General features: G+C 44.0%; 14 protein-coding genes and 1 other annotated feature. All 14 genes read right to left on the bottom strand.

Annotation, left to right across the window (positions count from 1 at the left end):
* Nucleotides 1-4 precede the first annotated feature (4 nt).
* Nucleotides 5-898, bottom strand: a complete 894-nt coding sequence (gene arnD / locus ACGF63_RS03265; RefSeq protein WP_152961835.1) for a 4-deoxy-4-formamido-L-arabinose-phosphoundecaprenol deformylase — start codon at nt 896-898, stop codon at nt 5-7.
* Complete coding sequence (arnA, locus tag ACGF63_RS03260; protein ID WP_387628741.1) at nt 895-2880, bottom strand: bifunctional UDP-4-amino-4-deoxy-L-arabinose formyltransferase/UDP-glucuronic acid oxidase ArnA; 1986 nt, start codon at nt 2878-2880, stop codon at nt 895-897. The genes arnD and arnA overlap by 4 nt, the downstream gene beginning before the upstream one ends.
* Nucleotides 2881-3867 (bottom strand): undecaprenyl-phosphate 4-deoxy-4-formamido-L-arabinose transferase, encoded by a 987-nt coding sequence (arnC, locus tag ACGF63_RS03255; RefSeq protein WP_036849460.1) that lies wholly within the window; start codon nt 3865-3867, stop codon nt 2881-2883. It abuts the gene before it with no gap.
* On the bottom strand, nt 3868-5013 hold the full coding sequence (gene arnB / locus ACGF63_RS03250; RefSeq protein WP_036849459.1) for a UDP-4-amino-4-deoxy-L-arabinose aminotransferase: 1146 nt from the start codon (nt 5011-5013) through the stop codon (nt 3868-3870).
* A gap of 129 nt (nt 5014-5142) precedes the next feature.
* Nucleotides 5143-5889, bottom strand: coding sequence for a vitamin B12 ABC transporter ATP-binding protein BtuD (btuD, locus tag ACGF63_RS03245; protein WP_152962273.1), 747 nt, complete (start codon nt 5887-5889; stop codon nt 5143-5145).
* Between the two features lie 34 nt (nt 5890-5923).
* Nucleotides 5924-6931, bottom strand: a complete 1008-nt coding sequence (btuC, locus tag ACGF63_RS03240; RefSeq protein WP_036849457.1) for a vitamin B12 ABC transporter permease BtuC — start codon at nt 6929-6931, stop codon at nt 5924-5926.
* A 65-nt stretch (nt 6932-6996) separates the two neighbouring features.
* Nucleotides 6997-7293, bottom strand: coding sequence for an integration host factor subunit alpha (gene ihfA / locus ACGF63_RS03235; RefSeq protein ID WP_011146885.1), 297 nt, complete (start codon nt 7291-7293; stop codon nt 6997-6999).
* Between the two features lie 4 nt (nt 7294-7297).
* Entirely contained in the window at nt 7298-9685 is a 2388-nt protein-coding gene (gene pheT, locus ACGF63_RS03230) for a phenylalanine--tRNA ligase subunit beta (protein ID WP_152961831.1), read from the bottom strand.
* A gap of 14 nt (nt 9686-9699) precedes the next feature.
* Nucleotides 9700-10683, bottom strand: a complete 984-nt coding sequence (pheS, locus tag ACGF63_RS03225; RefSeq protein WP_036849454.1) for a phenylalanine--tRNA ligase subunit alpha — start codon at nt 10681-10683, stop codon at nt 9700-9702.
* 85 nt (nt 10684-10768) lie between these two features.
* Nucleotides 10769-10893, bottom strand: a sequence feature (Phe leader region).
* A 103-nt stretch (nt 10894-10996) separates the two neighbouring features.
* Nucleotides 10997-11353 carry a 50S ribosomal protein L20 gene (rplT, locus tag ACGF63_RS03220; RefSeq protein ID WP_021323015.1) on the bottom strand — a complete coding sequence of 119 codons (357 nt, stop codon included), beginning with the start codon at nt 11351-11353 and terminating at the stop codon, nt 10997-10999.
* Nucleotides 11354-11394: 41 nt separating this feature from the next.
* Nucleotides 11395-11592: a 50S ribosomal protein L35 gene (gene rpmI, locus ACGF63_RS03215; protein ID WP_011146889.1), complete on the bottom strand. Its 198-nt coding sequence runs from the start codon at nt 11590-11592 to the stop codon at nt 11395-11397.
* Between the two features lie 97 nt (nt 11593-11689).
* Nucleotides 11690-12229, bottom strand: coding sequence for a translation initiation factor IF-3 (infC, locus tag ACGF63_RS03210; protein ID WP_071993001.1), 540 nt, complete (start codon nt 12227-12229; stop codon nt 11690-11692).
* Between the two features lie 3 nt (nt 12230-12232).
* Nucleotides 12233-14161: a threonine--tRNA ligase gene (gene thrS, locus ACGF63_RS03205; RefSeq protein ID WP_387628734.1), complete on the bottom strand. Its 1929-nt coding sequence runs from the start codon at nt 14159-14161 to the stop codon at nt 12233-12235.
* Between the two features lie 486 nt (nt 14162-14647).
* Nucleotides 14648-15319, bottom strand: a complete 672-nt coding sequence (locus ACGF63_RS03200; RefSeq protein WP_162524070.1) for a transglycosylase SLT domain-containing protein — start codon at nt 15317-15319, stop codon at nt 14648-14650.
* Nucleotides 15320-15437: the final 118 nt, after the last annotated feature.

The raw sequence follows: 15437 nt of genomic DNA, 5'->3' as shown, positions 1-15437 counted from the left end.
TAAGTTAAACCTCTTGTTGGCATCCTAACCACCCTTCTCTGCCGGGAAATTCGGAACGAACGATTCTTCCTACTGGAATTCGCTGTGTATTTTCAGGCAGCAGATGACTCAATGCACAAAATTGTATGTTTTCCCGATGAACCATTTCCAGCAGAGCTTCAAATTCTGTGGATTTGGACATCCCTTCCACTTCCGTATGGATGGTATATACCGGGACTCCCAGGTTGTTTTTTATTTCATCAAGGATAAACCGATTAAAATCTTCATCTTTAACCTGAATTCCTACCACTTCATCATACGTCGGCAACGTCACCGGAATTTGCACAGTGCCAATAGTACCGTCAGGTAAAATGGGCCTGAATGGATGGGTCCCCCGGCAATCACTGTTGTAATCAAAACTAAATCGCTGCTTTACTGCAAGTACGCGTTCATCCGCCCGCCAACCAGCAACAGCAGAACACGTTACCCGTTGGCCGGTTGCCTGTACCAAAGCCTCCACTCCCAGTTTAACCTGCTCGGTTAACTGAGCCTCAGACCAGCGGCCAACTTTCGCCTGCCAGCCCTGATGATCCCAGGCATGCAAGCCAACTTCATGGCCTGCATCCAGCGTTTGCTTCATCAGATAGCCTAAATCCCTGGCTATCTTCTTACCCGGCCATGCCGTACCCGCCAGTAAGATATCAAGACCATACAAAGATGCCGCATTTGATCTCAACATTTTCCATAAGAATTTCGGCCGTAAAAGACGCCATAAATGGCGTCCCATATTATCCGGCCCGACACTAAAGAAAAAACTGGCTTGAATCTGATGCTTCGCCAAGATTTTAAGCAACTGCGGTACCCCTTCAACGGTTCCCCGATAGGTGTCCACATCAATTCTCAAGCCAACTTGTTTCATGCATTTTTCCCTAATTCTTCCACTTCACCACGCAGGAAGAAATCCAATGTTTCATTTATTGTCTGTTTCATCTCAATGGTTGGTTTCCAACCTAGCAGCCGCTCCGCATTTTTAATACTGGGCTTACGGTGTTCAACATCCTGATAGCCTTTACCGTAGTAACTTCCACTTTCAATCTTTTTAAATCCAGCAAACGGAGGAAAATGACCTCTCAACTCATGACTCTCAAAGCTATCAAGTAACATTTCTGCTAACTGGCGAATACTGGCTTCGTTAGTTGGATTACCAATATTGACAATTTGACCGTCACACAACCCATCACGGTTTTCAATAATCCGGAATAGCGCTTCAATACCATCATTAATATCAGTAAAACAGCGTTTCTGTTCACCACCATCCACCAGTTTGATCGGTGAGCCTTCAACTAAGTTTAATATCAGTTGTGTGATCGCTCTGGAACTGCCAATACGCGCAGAGTTCAGGTTATCCAAACGTGGCCCCATCCAATTAAATGGACGAAACAGCGTGAATTTAAGCCCTTCTTTCTCACCATATGCCCAGATAACACGATCCAATAATTGTTTGGAGACAGAATAGATCCAGCGCTGTTTATTAATCGGGCCAACAATCAGACGAGAATCATCTTCGTCAAACTCTTTATCATCACACATTCCGTAAACTTCTGATGTGGACGGGAAAATAATCCGTTTATTGTATTTAACACAATAACGAACAATCTTTAGATTCTCTTCGAAATCCAGTTCAAATACGCGCAGTGGGTTACGGGTATATTCAATCGGGGTTGCAATAGCCACCAGCGGCAGAACCACATCACACTTCTTGATGTGATACTCAATCCACTCCGTATGGATGTTGACATCACCTTCAATGAAGTGAAAACGTGGATTACCGATGAAACGTTCAATAGCAGAAGAACCGATATCCATACCGTAGATATCATAGTTGCCATCACGCAACAGGCGTTCTGTCAGATGATTACCGATAAAACCATTCACACCCAGAATTAATACACGTTTACGGTGGCTAATTTGAGAGGTTGACTTTGGGCCGACACGGATATCAGTCACAATGCTCATATCTGCGGCCAGGCGAGTTCCCTGAACATATAGACCGGATTCATTCTGCCCACTCATAATTTCTAGCGCACCTTGACCACAAGCAATGATCAGCGGAGCGACAGACAATATCGTACCTGGCTGTTTATTATGCGCTTTATTCAGCACGGAAACCCGCCAGATAGTCATCTTGCGCTCACCCAGGAAAGTAAATGCCCCAGGATAAGGTTCCGTCACAGCCCTTATCAAATTGTTGATTTCGGTGGCTGATTTGCCCCAATCAATTTCTCCATCAGCGGCAATACGGCGACCAAAGTAAGTTGCCTGCTTCTCATCCTGCGGTGTGGCAGTGTAAGTTCCTGCTTTGATCTGAGGTAATACTTGATCAAGCAATTTTTCCGCCGCTTCACGAATTTTACCGTGCAAAATCAGCGAAGTATCTGTTTCTGTAATAGTGACTTTATGTTGAGCGACAATATCCCCTGCATCAGGTTTCAATACCATTTTATGCAGGGTAACACCCGTTTCTGTTTCACCATGCAAAATCGCCCAGTTAATGGGGGCACGGCCACGATATTTTGGCAACAGAGAACCATGCAGATTAAATGCCCCGGCGCTCGCCAGTGATAAGATATCTTCGCTCAGCATGTCCCGGTAATAAAAAGAGAAAATCACATCAGGTTTCATTTCCCGGATACGCTCAATCCAAAGTGGATGGTTAACGTTCTCTGGTGCAAAAACCGGCAGCGCCAAATCTGCACTCAAACGGGCAACAGAAGAGAAAAAATGGGTTTCAGTAGGATCATCTGTATGGGTAAATACTGCCTGAATATCAAAGCCCGCTTTAGTTAAGGCATTGATCCCGACACAGCCGATATCATGATAGGCAAAGATAATTGCTTTCATTTAGTACTCTTCCTGGTTTTCTGGGTTGTCGTTGGTCTTTTTATTTCCGACCACTTTTTGAATAAAATAACGTGGGCGCGCACGGACATCGTTATAAATACGGCCTATGTATTCACCTAATAAGCCCATTGCAATGAACTGTGCGCCAATAAACATGAAAAGGATGGCAAACAGGGTAAACACCCCTTCCGCTGCCCAAATAGAACCGAAAATCAGACGTAAAGTCACCAGCAGCACCGCCAGTAAAAAACCTGAAACCGCAATGACACTCCCGACTACGCTCAACAGACGCAATGGGGCAGTTGTCAGGCAGGTAAGCAGGTCATACATCAGGTTAATCAGCTTCATGAAGTTGTATTTGGAATCACCAAATTCACGCTCTGCATGGGCAACATCAATCTCTATCGTTTTACGGGCGAAGGTGTTTGCCAGAATAGGAATGAAGGTGCTGCGCTCATGGCACTGCAACATGGCTTCAATAATGTGACGGCGATAGGCACGAAGCATACAACCATAATCCCCCATAGAACGGCCTGTTGCCTTAGTAATCATAGCGTTGATGATTTTTGAAGCTGTTTTACGAAACAGGGAATCCTGCCGGTTAGCCCGGCGGGTACCCACAACGTCATAACCCTGTTCAGCCGTTTTAACCAGACGGGGGATCTCTTCTGGCGGATTCTGTAAATCTGCATCAAGCGTAATAACCAGATCGCCATTGACCTGATTAAAACCCGCCATGATTGCTGAATGCTGACCGTAATTACGATTAAGCAGAATTGCAATAATATGATTTTCAGGTTGTTCCGCTGCCTGAATCAGAATTTCCGCAGATTTATCACTACTGCCATCATCAATAAGAATAAGCTCGTATTCCTGAGTCAATTGCTTACAAGCCGCCAAAGTTCTTTCCAGTAAAAGAGGTAAACTTTCTTCTTCGTTATAAACTGGAATAACAACAGAAACTTTCTTAATTTGCTCAAATGACACTTATCTGCGCTCCGAAATAATTTCTTGTAAAGCATCAATGACACAATCCACATCGTTATCACTCATATCAGGGAAAAGTGGCAATGAACAAAGCGTTGCTGAATTCCATTCTGATTCAGGCAGCGACAACTGCGAGTAACGCGCCCGATAATATTTTTGCGTATGTGCAGCCCTGAAATGCAAACCTGTGCCGATATTTTTTTCTTTGAGACGCTCCATTAATGTATCGCGGTCAATACCACAGATATCTTTATTAACCCGCACCATAAACAGATGATGTGCATGTAAATGTTCATAATCGGGTACACTTAGCATCTGCAACGGCAAATTTTTTAATGCCGCTGAATAACGGGCTACAATTTGCCGACGGCGAGCATTCATTGATTCCAATTTACTTAATTGCACAACTGCAATGGCAGCATGAATATCAGATAAATTATATTTGTAACCCGGTTCTACAACTTCCGCCTGTGGTCTCCTGCCCTGAATTTGACGATCAAAAGCATCAACACCTAATCCATGAAATTTTAGACACCGGATCCGTTCAGCAAGTTCATTATTATCAGTAACAATTAAACCCCCTTCCGCACAGGTGATATTTTTTATGGCATGAAAAGAGAAAATAGCCGTACCATGCTCACCAACCCACTCATTTTTATAACGAGCCCCTATTGCATGAGCCGCGTCTTCAATTAACGGAATACCGGCATCCTGAGCAATGACACGCAGTGCATCCAAATCACAGGGAGCCCCAGCATAATGAACAGGAATAATCGCTTTAGTTCTGGGGGTAATTGCTTTTTTTACGGTTTCTGCTTCGACCATTAAAGTATTACGATCGACATCAATCATGATCGGTTCAGCACCAAGCAGACAGATCATATTTATTGTGGAAACCCAAGTTAGAGATGGAGTAATGACTTCATCACCGGGGCCAATACCCAACGCCATTAATGTCAGATGCATACCTGCCGTTGCAGAAGCCAAGGCAACCGCATGTTTACAACCAAACATACGGCAGAAATCCTGTTCCAATTGATGATTTTGCGGGCCTGTTGTAATCCAGCCCGAACGAAGAACTTTCTCTACTGCCTGAATTTCTTCATCACCTATGGCAGGACGGGAAAATGGCAAAAAACGATCCATAAAACACAGTCCAATTCATTCATAATATGATGACATCTTAGATGACTATATTTTAACGAATCATCAACGCAGGTATGATTTAGCAAATTAAGTGAAAATTACAATAGGTTCACTGTGACTGAACTATGATCAAAGCAAAAAAACTCGCCAATATTTATGCCTTTTCTCTGACACACATTTGATATCAGCCGCAAAAACGCTGGAGAGCGTATTTTCTTTCATTACCTCATCCGGTTTTCCATCCGCAACCAATAGGCCATTGGCAAGCAACCAAATCCGATCAGCTTTATCATAACTGTGATTAAGATCGTGACCACTCATGATGACGGTTCCACCGAGTGCACAGAATTTCTTTACCAACAGATCAAGTGCCGCCACCTGAGTGATATCAAGGTTATTTGCCGGCTCATCCAGGAGTAATAATTTACCTTTTGAATTAATTGATGGCCAAACCTGTAAAAAAACCCCGGTTAACCGCACCCTTTGCCATTCACCACCCGATAAATTTCCTACCGGTGTCTCCAGCAGCATTCCCAACTTAAAATAAGAACAGAGTTCTGACAGCACATCGTCACAATTAACCCGGTGGTGCATCAAGTGCAGTTGCAGATATTGAAAAACCGGCATTATGGGTATAGAAGAAATTTGCTGACTGAGCCATGCTCTGTGCCGTGCTAATTCACTATGACTATATTGACTCAGGCATTTTTGTTGCAAAGCAATTTCACCACTACACGGCAAAATACCTGCCATACAGGCCAATAACGTACTTTTCCCTGAACCATTCGGCCCAATGAGATGAATTTGTTCACCTTGTTGTACTGAGGCGGTCAGCGGCATTAATCGGTTTTGTACTGAGACTTGCCGGAGAGTCATCAACTGGCTGGTGATTTTCGCATCATTCACTTGCTTAACTCCAGTCTCTGACTTTTAATAATAACCAGATGAATACCGGCGCTCCTAATGTTGCAGTCACAACACCAATCGGTACTTCTGCATTCGTCAGGCTAAGGCGAGAAAGTAAATCAGCCAACAATAATCCATAGCCGCCTGCCAGAACACATGCAGGCAGTAAAGTTTTATAATCTGTCAGACCACATAAACGTAAAATATGCGGAATCACCAGACCAATAAAGCTGATGGTTCCGGCAAGTGCAACACTTAACCCCACCAGCAATCCAATCGCGCATACAAACAGATTACGCCAGCGATAAAGTGAAATACCTAACTGTTGAGACGTTGTTTCTCCCAATGAAAGAAAATTAAGTACTTTTCCTTGACTGCTCAACCAAATAATTAAAGGAAACAAAGCAACAACCAACCATTGCTGTCGCCAGTCTATCCCACTGAAACTGCCCATCATCCAATACATTAGCTGGCGCAAATCCAGACTGGTACTAAAATAAACCATCCATGTCATCAATGCACCGGAGACGACACCGAAAGCGACACCCACCAATAACAAACGGGCATTATTCAGATGACGCTTTCTTGAAAAGGTCAGTAATATCATGGTGACAGTGAGCGCGCCCAACACAGCGCCAATACTCAACAACCAGAATGGCGTAATACCGTGGAACATTAGCACCAAAAACACAACCACCACACTGGCGCCATTACTGATCCCCAATAATCCCGGTTCGGCCAGCGGATTTTCAAACAGTGCCTGCATCACCGCCCCCGCCACAGTCAGGCTTGCGCCTACCGCAACGACAGCCAGAACACGGGGAAAACGTAGTTGCCACACAAACAATTGACCCGTTTCAGAAAACCACTTATCAGGCCATATCCAATTTTCCCCAGCACAAAGTGAGAGAAAAAAAACAAATAGAAATAGGCACGCGAGAATTGCCAGAAAGCGGTAATCACGCCTTTTCTGACGAGTCACTAACTCAGCAATGGAATAGGTGGGTTGCATTGGAAATCAGCTCATGAGAGAGGATCTTTATAAGAAAAAGGCCGCTATTAATGCGGCCTTTTTGATTATTCCTTAGGTGTGGCTTTCTCAACCCTGCTTTTTAACTTCTGACCAGGACGGAATGTCACTACTCGGCGAGCTGTAATCGGAATATCTTCACCCGTCTTAGGATTACGTCCCGGACGTTGGTTTTTATCCCGTAAATCAAAGTTGCCAAATCCAGACAATTTTACCTGCTCACCATTCTCCAAAGAACGACGCACTTCTTCAAAGAACAATTCAACCAGATCTTTAGCATCACGCTTGCTAATTCCCAGTTTCTCAAACAGATTTTCTGACATTTCAGCTTTAGTAAGCGCCATAGGTTCAGTCCCTCAAGGATGCTTGGAATCGCTGTTTCAGTGCTGCAACACATCTATTGACAGTTGCAGCAATCTCTTCTTCTTCCAGTGTACATGCGGTATCCTGCAAGATAAAACTTATAGCAAGGCTCTTATGACCCTCAGCTATACCTTTACCACAATACACGTCAAACAAGTTTATGCCAACTATATGATTTACGCCAACTTTCTTGCATTCTGCCAAAACATCTTCTACAGCAACGTTTTCAGGCACCACAATTGCGATATCACGACGGTTTGACGGAAAGCGTGAAATCTCTTTCGCGTCAGGAACCACGCGGCCTGACAGCTTGTTCCAGAGTATTTCAAATACTACGGTACGACCATTTAAGTCAAGTTTACGCTCTAATTCTGGATGGATAACACCAATGTATCCGATGTATTCATTTTCCAGATAAATCCCGGCACTCTGACCTGGGTGCAACGCCGGATTGACATCTGCTCTAAAAGAAATCTTAGATAATTTTCCAGTTAATTCCAGAATAGCTTCCAAATCGCCTTTCATATCGAAAAAATCGATAGATCGTTTTTCCAGTGACCAATGCTCTTCAAAACGATTGCCGGCAATGACACCACCTAACATCAGCTCCTGGCGAATACCCTGCCCCGCATTTTCATCAGGAACAAAACGCAAGCCGGTTTCAAACAGACGTACACGGTTTTGCTGGCGATTCTGGTTATACACCACAGTTGTCAGCAAACCCGTCAGCAAAGATAAACGCATTGCAGACATGTCCGCTGAAATTGGGTTAGGCAGCATCAATGCTTGTTGCTGTGGATGCAACAATGCCTGAGTTTTGGGATCAACAAAGCTGTAGGTGATCGCTTCCTGATAACCCCTGTCAACCAGCATGGTTTTAACACGTTTCAGGGAAAGATCCGCTTCGCGGTGTTTTTTCATGAGGAGATCTGCGCGCATTGGTACATCTGGAATATTGTTGTAACCGTAAATACGGGCAACTTCTTCCACCAAATCTTCTTCAATCTCCATGTCAAAACGCCAGCTTGGTGCAATCGACTGCCAGCAGTTTTCCTGAACAGTGACTTTACAACCTAAACGGGTCAAGATATCACCAACTTGCTCATCAGGCACACAGTGACCAATCAAACGATCCAATTTTTCACGGCGCAGTGTGATTGTCGCAGGTTTTGGTAATTGAGATTCATCAGTAATATCAATGATCGGGCCTGCTTCACCACCACAAATATCTATCAGCAGTTGGGTCGCTCTCTCCATTGCCTGGTGCTGTAATTGAGGATCAACACCGCGCTCATAGCGATGAGATGCGTCAGTATGTAAACCATAACGACGAGCACGACCAGCAATCGCCAAAGGTGCAAAAAACGCGCATTCAAGTAAAATATTTTGAGTTTCTTCATTCACACCTGAATGTTCACCACCAAAAATACCCGCCATTGCAATGGCTTGTTTTTCATCAGAAATAACCAGAGTATCAGCAGAAAGCTTGGCTTCTGTGCCATCCAACAAAACGAGTTTTTCATCCGGTTTCGCCATACGCACAATGATTGAACCATTTAAGCGTTCTAAATCGAATGCATGCAATGGTTGACCTAATTCAAGCAACACATAGTTAGTCACATCGACAATCGGATCGATAGAGCGGATACCACCACGACGCAGTTTTTCACGCATCCACAATGGCGTTGTCGCTTTCACTTTGATTTTTTCGATTACCCGCCCCAAGTAACGAGGGCAAGCTTCTGTTGCTTCAACATGAATAGGAAAAACAGTATCTGTTGTTGGCTTTACTGCCTCAATTTGCGGTGCAGATAATGGCATTTTATTAGCGACTGCCACATCACGTGCAACCCCCATAATACTCAGGCAATCAGCACGGTTAGGTGTAATACTGATCTCGATGACGCTATCATCCAGCTTCAGATATTCACGCAAATCAACACCTAAAGGCGCATCAATGGGTAATTCAATAATACCGTCGTGATCTTCAGAAATACTCAGTTCAGAGAAAGAACACAGCATTCCTTCAGAAGGCTCTCCACGCAGTTTAGCCGCTTTGATTTTGAAATCACCTGGCAGCACAGCACCCACTGTAGCTACTGCAACTTTCAACCCCAAACGGCAGTTCGGTGCGCCACAAACGATATCCAACAGGCGATCACCACCGACATTCACTTTTGTAACCCGTAATTTATCCGCATTTGGATGCTGGTCACATTCAACAACTTCACCGACAACCACACCATGGAATTGACCAGCAACAGCTTCAGTGCCATCAACTTCCAAACCAACCATGGTGATTTGATCAGACAATTCTTCACTGTCAATGGCCGGGTTTACCCACTCGCGCAACCAGAGTTCACTGAATTTCATGAGATATTCCCGCCTTATTTAAACTGTTTGAGAAAACGCAAATCATTTTCGAAGAACGCACGCAAGTCAGTTACACCGTAACGCAACATTGTCAGGCGCTCCACCCCCATGCCAAAAGCAAAACCAGAATAAATTTCAGGATCAAGGCCAACATTATTCAGCACATTAGGATGAACCATACCGCAGCCCAACACTTCCAGCCATTTGCCGTTTTTACCCATTACGTCAACTTCCGCCGAAGGTTCTGTAAATGGAAAGTAAGAAGGACGGAAACGAACTTGCAAGTCTTCTTCAAAGAAGTTAGTCAGGAAATCGTGCAACGTCCCTTTCAGATTGGTAAAACTGATGTCACGATCAATAATCAAACCTTCCACCTGATGGAACATGGGCGTATGGGTCTGATCGTAGTCATTACGATATACACGGCCAGGTGCAATGACACGAATGGGCGGCTGTTGGTTATGCATAGTCCGGACCTGAACACCAGAAGTCTGAGTACGCAACAGACGTTTGGCATCAAACCAGAAAGTATCATGATCAGCGCGTGCAGGATGGTGGGCAGGAATATTCAATGCATCGAAATTGTGATAATCATCTTCAATTTCAGGGCCTGATTCTACAGAAAAACCTAATTCACCAAAGAAAGTTTCAATACGCTCTATTGTACGGTTAACCGGGTGTAATCCACCATTTTCCATACGGCGACCAGGCAGAGATACATCAATCTTCTCTGCGGCTAAACGGAAGTTCAGGAGGTCAGTCTCCAGTTTTTCTTTACAGGCATTCAAAACTTCCTGGACTTCCTGCTTCGCCTGATTAATAACCGCCCCTGCGGCTGGACGTTCTTCGGCCGGCAGATCACGCAGCGATGACATTTGGAGAGTTAAATGGCCTTTTTTGCCTAAATATTCAACACGCACCAAATCCAACGCAGCAACATCCTGGGCATCTTCTATGGCTGCTTTTGCATTTGCAACCAATTCAGCGAGATGTGGCATCGTTTTCCTCTTCCTTCGGCCTAACGGCCTGCTAATAATGATCGTTAATGACTCTATAAACCTGCTTCTATTTTTATGTGATAAAAACAAAAAAGCCTCCACAACGGAGGCTCAGGCGCTACTTTTCGTTTCTTTTCTTACGCGCAAAGCCCCCTGAATTCAGGCGCTAAAATAAAAAAAGAAGCGAAAAAAAGCTAAAGACATAATATTGGTTCTCTCAGGAAAAATATGTTTTCTGACAACGACGCTTTAGTAAGCCACATTTTCAAACAAGGTAAAAGAGGGAGCATGCTCCCCCTCTCACTACTCTAACTTATGCCAGAGCGCTTTTCGCTTTTTCAACTAAAGCAGCAAACGCCACTTTGTCAAACACAGCGATGTCAGCCAAGATCTTACGGTCAATTTCAACAGAAGCCTTTTTCAGGCCATCAATGAAACGGCTGTAGGACAGACCATTCTGACGTGCAGCAGCGTTGATACGTGCAATCCACAGTTGACGGAACTGACGTTTACGCTGACGACGGTCACGGTAAGCGTACTGCCCTGCTTTGATTACTGCCTGGAAGGCAACACGGTAAACGCGCGAACGGGCACCATAGTAACCTTTCGCTTGCTTTAAAATTTTCTTGTGACGTGCACGGGCGACAACACCACGTTTTACGCGAGCCATATACTTCTCCTATCGTCTCTAAATTCTAATCTAAAAATTGCTTATGCGTACGGCAGACAAGCAACAACCAAGCCCAGATCACCTTTGGAGACCATGCCTTTTGGACGTAAATGACGTTTACGTTTGGTTGATTTCTTAGTCAGAATGTGACGAAGGTTAGCGCGTTTACGCTTAAAACCACCACTTGCAGTTTTTTTAAAGCGTTTAGCGGCGCCGCGTACTGTTTTAATCTTTGGCATTTTAATTTCCACTTCGCATTGTTAATTATAACGAATCAGTCAGGCGAATAAGCCCCAACCAGACGAACCGGCTGGAGCTTATTACTTGATTGCCCGACTATTTCTTCTTAGGAGCGAGCACCATTATCATCTGACGGCCTTCAATCTTCGATGGGAAGGATTCGACCACTGCCAGTTCATCCAGATCGGCGCGAATGCGGTTAAGCATTTCGACACCAATCTGTTGGTGCGCCATTTCACGCCCACGGAAACGCAGGGTGATTTTGGCTTTATCGCCATCTTCTAGAAAACGAATCAGGTTGCGTAGTTTGACCTGATAGTCGCCTTCATCAGTACCAGGACGGAATTTAATTTCCTTAACCTGAATAACCTTTTGTTTTTTCTTCTGTTCTTTGATTGACTTACTCTTCTCATAGAGGAACTTGCCGTAATCCATGATACGGCAAACCGGCGGCTCGGCATTCGGGCTGATTTCAACTAAATCAACACCCGCTTCCTCAGCTTTTTCAAGAGCTTCTCTCAGATTGACGATGCCAATCTGTTCGCCATCTAAACCTGTTAAACGAACTTCAGAAGCGCGAATTTCTCCATTAATGCGATTAGGACGCGCCGTTTGAATTCTTTTTCCGCCTTTAATACTTTATTCCTCCAATTGATGAAGATTGCGACTGCGTATTTCTATCAGCAGTTTTTCGATGAACTCATTAACATCAATGCTACCTAAATCCTTACCGCGGCGGGTTCGAACAGAAATTTTTCCTGATTCGACCTCTTTTTCACCACAAACAAGCATATAAGGAACACGACGCAGAGTGTGTTCACGGATTTTAAAACCAATCTTCTCGTTTCTCAAGTCTGCTTTTGCACGGATGCCTGCATCTTGAAGTTTTTTTGCTAATTCCTGTACATAATCAGCCTGGCTATCTGTGATATTCATCACAACTACCTGCTGCGGAGCAATCCATGTCGGGAAGAAACCCGCATATTCCTCAGTCAGGATGCCGATAAACCGTTCCAGTGAACCCAGAACCGCACGGTGAATCATTACAGGAACCTTACGTTCGTTGTTTTCACCTACGTAGGACGCACTCAAACGGCCCGGTAGTGAAAAGTCAAGCTGCACAGTACCACATTGCCACGCACGATCCAAACAATCATGCAAAGTAAATTCAATTTTTGGTCCGTAGAAAGCACCTTCACCTGGCTGATACTCAAACTGAACACCGTTTTCTTGCAGCGCTGCCGCCAAAGCTTCCTCGGCCTGGCTCCATTGTTCTTCAGTACCAATGCGTTTTTCCGGACGGGTCGATAGCTTAACAACGATTTTTTCAAAACCAAAAGTGCTGTAAACGTCATACACCATCTTAATGCAGCTGCTCACTTCCCGATGAATTTGCTCTTCTGTACAGAAGATATGAGCATCATCCTGAGTAAAACCACGAACACGCATCAAGCCATGTAATGCACCCGACGGTTCATTGCGGTGGCAGCTACCGAACTCAGCCATACGTAAAGGCAAGTCACGATAAGATTTTAAACCTTGGTTAAAAATCTGAATGTGCCCTGGACAGTTCATCGGTTTAACGCAATATTCACGGTTTTCTGAAGAAGTGGTAAACATATGCTCACCATAGTTTTCCCAGTGACCCGTTTTTTCCCACATCACACGGTCCATCATAAATGGACCTTTAACTTCCTGATATTGATATTCTTTCAGTTTAGTGCGCACGAAAGTTTCAAGTTCACGGAAAATAGTCCAGCCATCGTTATGCCAGAATGCCATACCCGGCGCTTCTTCCTGCATGTGGTACAAATCTAGCTGTTTACCAATTTTACGATGGTCACGTTTAGCGGCTTCTTCCAGGCGTTGCAGATAAGTATTGAGCTGTTTCTTATCAGCCCACGCAGTACCGTATATCCGTTGCAACATTTTATTGTTGCTGTCCCCACGCCAGTATGCCCCTGCAACTTTCTGCAATTTAAAATGATGACAAAAACGCATATTTGGCACATGTGGACCACGACACATGTCAACATATTCTTCATGATTATACAGACCAGGGCGATCATCACGACCAATGTTGTCATCCAAAATCTGTACTTTGTAATCCTCACCACGGGCGACGAACGTATCACGAGCTTCTTGCCAACTCACTTTTTTCTTGATGACGTCATAGTCTTTTTTGGCAAGCTCCAACATGCGTTTCTCAAGCAGCTCAATATCTTCCTGCATCAGGGCGCGGCCAAGATCGACATCATAGTAGAAACCATTATCAATAACCGGTCCGATGGCCATTTTAGTATCTGGCCATAATTGCTTAATCGCATGGCCCAACAGATGTGCGCAAGAATGGCGGATAATTTCCAGCCCTTCCCCATCTTTACTGGTAATAATAGCCAGCTTTGCATCAGAATCGATTAATTCACAGACATCCACCAACTCACCATTTACGCGGCCAGCAATACATGCTTTTGCTAAACCTGGACCAATATCACAGGCAACATCCATTACAGAAACGGCACGATCAAACTGACGTTGGCTACCGTCAGGAAGAGTAATAACAGGCATTTAAAATCCTTATCTACAGTGGTGACCCGCACGAAAGGTCACTTGAAGGAGTTCGATATTCAACTAAAATAACGATTTAAATTATTATCTAGTCAATCCATTAAAGTTTGGTACTAAGATTGGTACACGATGTAAAAAGTGACTGCCTTTGATACCGAAACATCGCGAAAATATACCACCAACAAACATTCAGGTCACGGCTATGTTTAATCACAAAATCAAAGGACATACAGCCTTAATAATCCACTGCATCAATAACACGATCATAGCAACAACGAAAAAACACGATTTCTGCTCTTATTACAGAGCGGAATAGATATCGCCAGCTGGATATTGAAATCAATGCAAGTCTTGAAAAAATCTTATAGGAAACATGAGTAAACAGTAATGGCGGTTCCCAGTTCTCACTGAATATAATCATAATCAAATATATATTTCAGAAAAACTCATTAGAAATGGAATAGCCATTATTGTCAGCTCTTTAATCTAATCTGCCATAGTCAATGAACGATAAGCATTCTTCACTTTCCACAAATAGCGTGGAGCCTGAGGTGCCGGATGATTATCCTTGACATGCTGATAAAACTCATCCGGTGTCATCCGGTTTATTTTATTAACGGCTAACTGACGGTCAGCACTAAAAGTGCGCAAGAGCGCACCTGCACCATTGACGTAAGCAACGATAGTGGCATAGTAGAGCGTCTCCGGATTATCAATACCCGCCAAATGCTGCTCTTTTAGAAGACTAATATAAGCAGTACCAAGATCAATATTGGTTTTAGGATCTTTCAACTCGCGGGTTGTCGGCTGACCAGAACGCCCCTTCTGTCGATACACATCCCGCCCTGCTGTTGATGCTTTAATTTGCATAAGGCCAATTGCATTCGATTTACTGACGGCATCGGGGCGGAAACCTGATTCAACTTGAATAATCGCCCTGATAAGCGTTTCATCAATACCGTACCGATTGGATGCCTGTTGAATAAATGTATCAAAAGGTGTCGGCGGGAAAGCAGAAAACCCAGCTACATTAGCAGAGCTACCACTGAGCATACGTTGCTGACCTGACTGTTTTCCGATATTGGTTTGCTGGGCATTCCTTCCAGCACAACCGACTAATAGCACAATCAGTGCCACAAAGCTGAGTCTTAATTTCACCCTTTAATCCTCTGGATCAAATCTACTACAGCGCAGCATATACAATTTCACTCACAACCCAAAAATATTTTACTTAACTTTTAACTCTATTCATGTTCATATCATATGAAGTGACTAT

Source organism: Photorhabdus sp. RM322S, from assembly GCF_042879395.1.
GTDB lineage: Bacteria > Pseudomonadota > Gammaproteobacteria > Enterobacterales > Enterobacteriaceae > Photorhabdus > Photorhabdus khanii.
This window is presented reverse-complemented; position numbering and strand designations above follow the sequence as displayed.

What these genes read in the sequence shown, in the direction of transcription:
- arnB (WP_036849459.1), bottom strand. Translation starts at nt 5,013, where the DNA reads ATGGATCGTTTTTTGCCATTTTCCCGTCCTGCCATAGGTGATGAAGAA.
- arnD (WP_152961835.1), bottom strand. Translation starts at nt 898, where the DNA reads ATGAAACAAGTTGGCTTGAGAATTGATGTGGACACCTATCGGGGAACC.
- arnA (WP_387628741.1), bottom strand. Translation starts at nt 2,880, where the DNA reads ATGAAAGCAATTATCTTTGCCTATCATGATATCGGCTGTGTCGGGATC.
- btuC (WP_036849457.1), bottom strand. Translation starts at nt 6,931, where the DNA reads ATGCAACCCACCTATTCCATTGCTGAGTTAGTGACTCGTCAGAAAAGG.
- rpmI (WP_011146889.1), bottom strand. Translation starts at nt 11,592, where the DNA reads ATGCCAAAGATTAAAACAGTACGCGGCGCCGCTAAACGCTTTAAAAAA.
- thrS (WP_387628734.1), bottom strand. Translation starts at nt 14,161, where the DNA reads ATGCCTGTTATTACTCTTCCTGACGGTAGCCAACGTCAGTTTGATCGT.
- pheS (WP_036849454.1), bottom strand. Translation starts at nt 10,683, where the DNA reads ATGCCACATCTCGCTGAATTGGTTGCAAATGCAAAAGCAGCCATAGAA.
- rplT (WP_021323015.1), bottom strand. Translation starts at nt 11,353, where the DNA reads ATGGCTCGCGTAAAACGTGGTGTTGTCGCCCGTGCACGTCACAAGAAA.
- pheT (WP_152961831.1), bottom strand. Translation starts at nt 9,685, where the DNA reads ATGAAATTCAGTGAACTCTGGTTGCGCGAGTGGGTAAACCCGGCCATT.
- ihfA (WP_011146885.1), bottom strand. Translation starts at nt 7,293, where the DNA reads ATGGCGCTTACTAAAGCTGAAATGTCAGAAAATCTGTTTGAGAAACTG.
- btuD (WP_152962273.1), bottom strand. Translation starts at nt 5,889, where the DNA reads ATGACTCTCCGGCAAGTCTCAGTACAAAACCGATTAATGCCGCTGACC.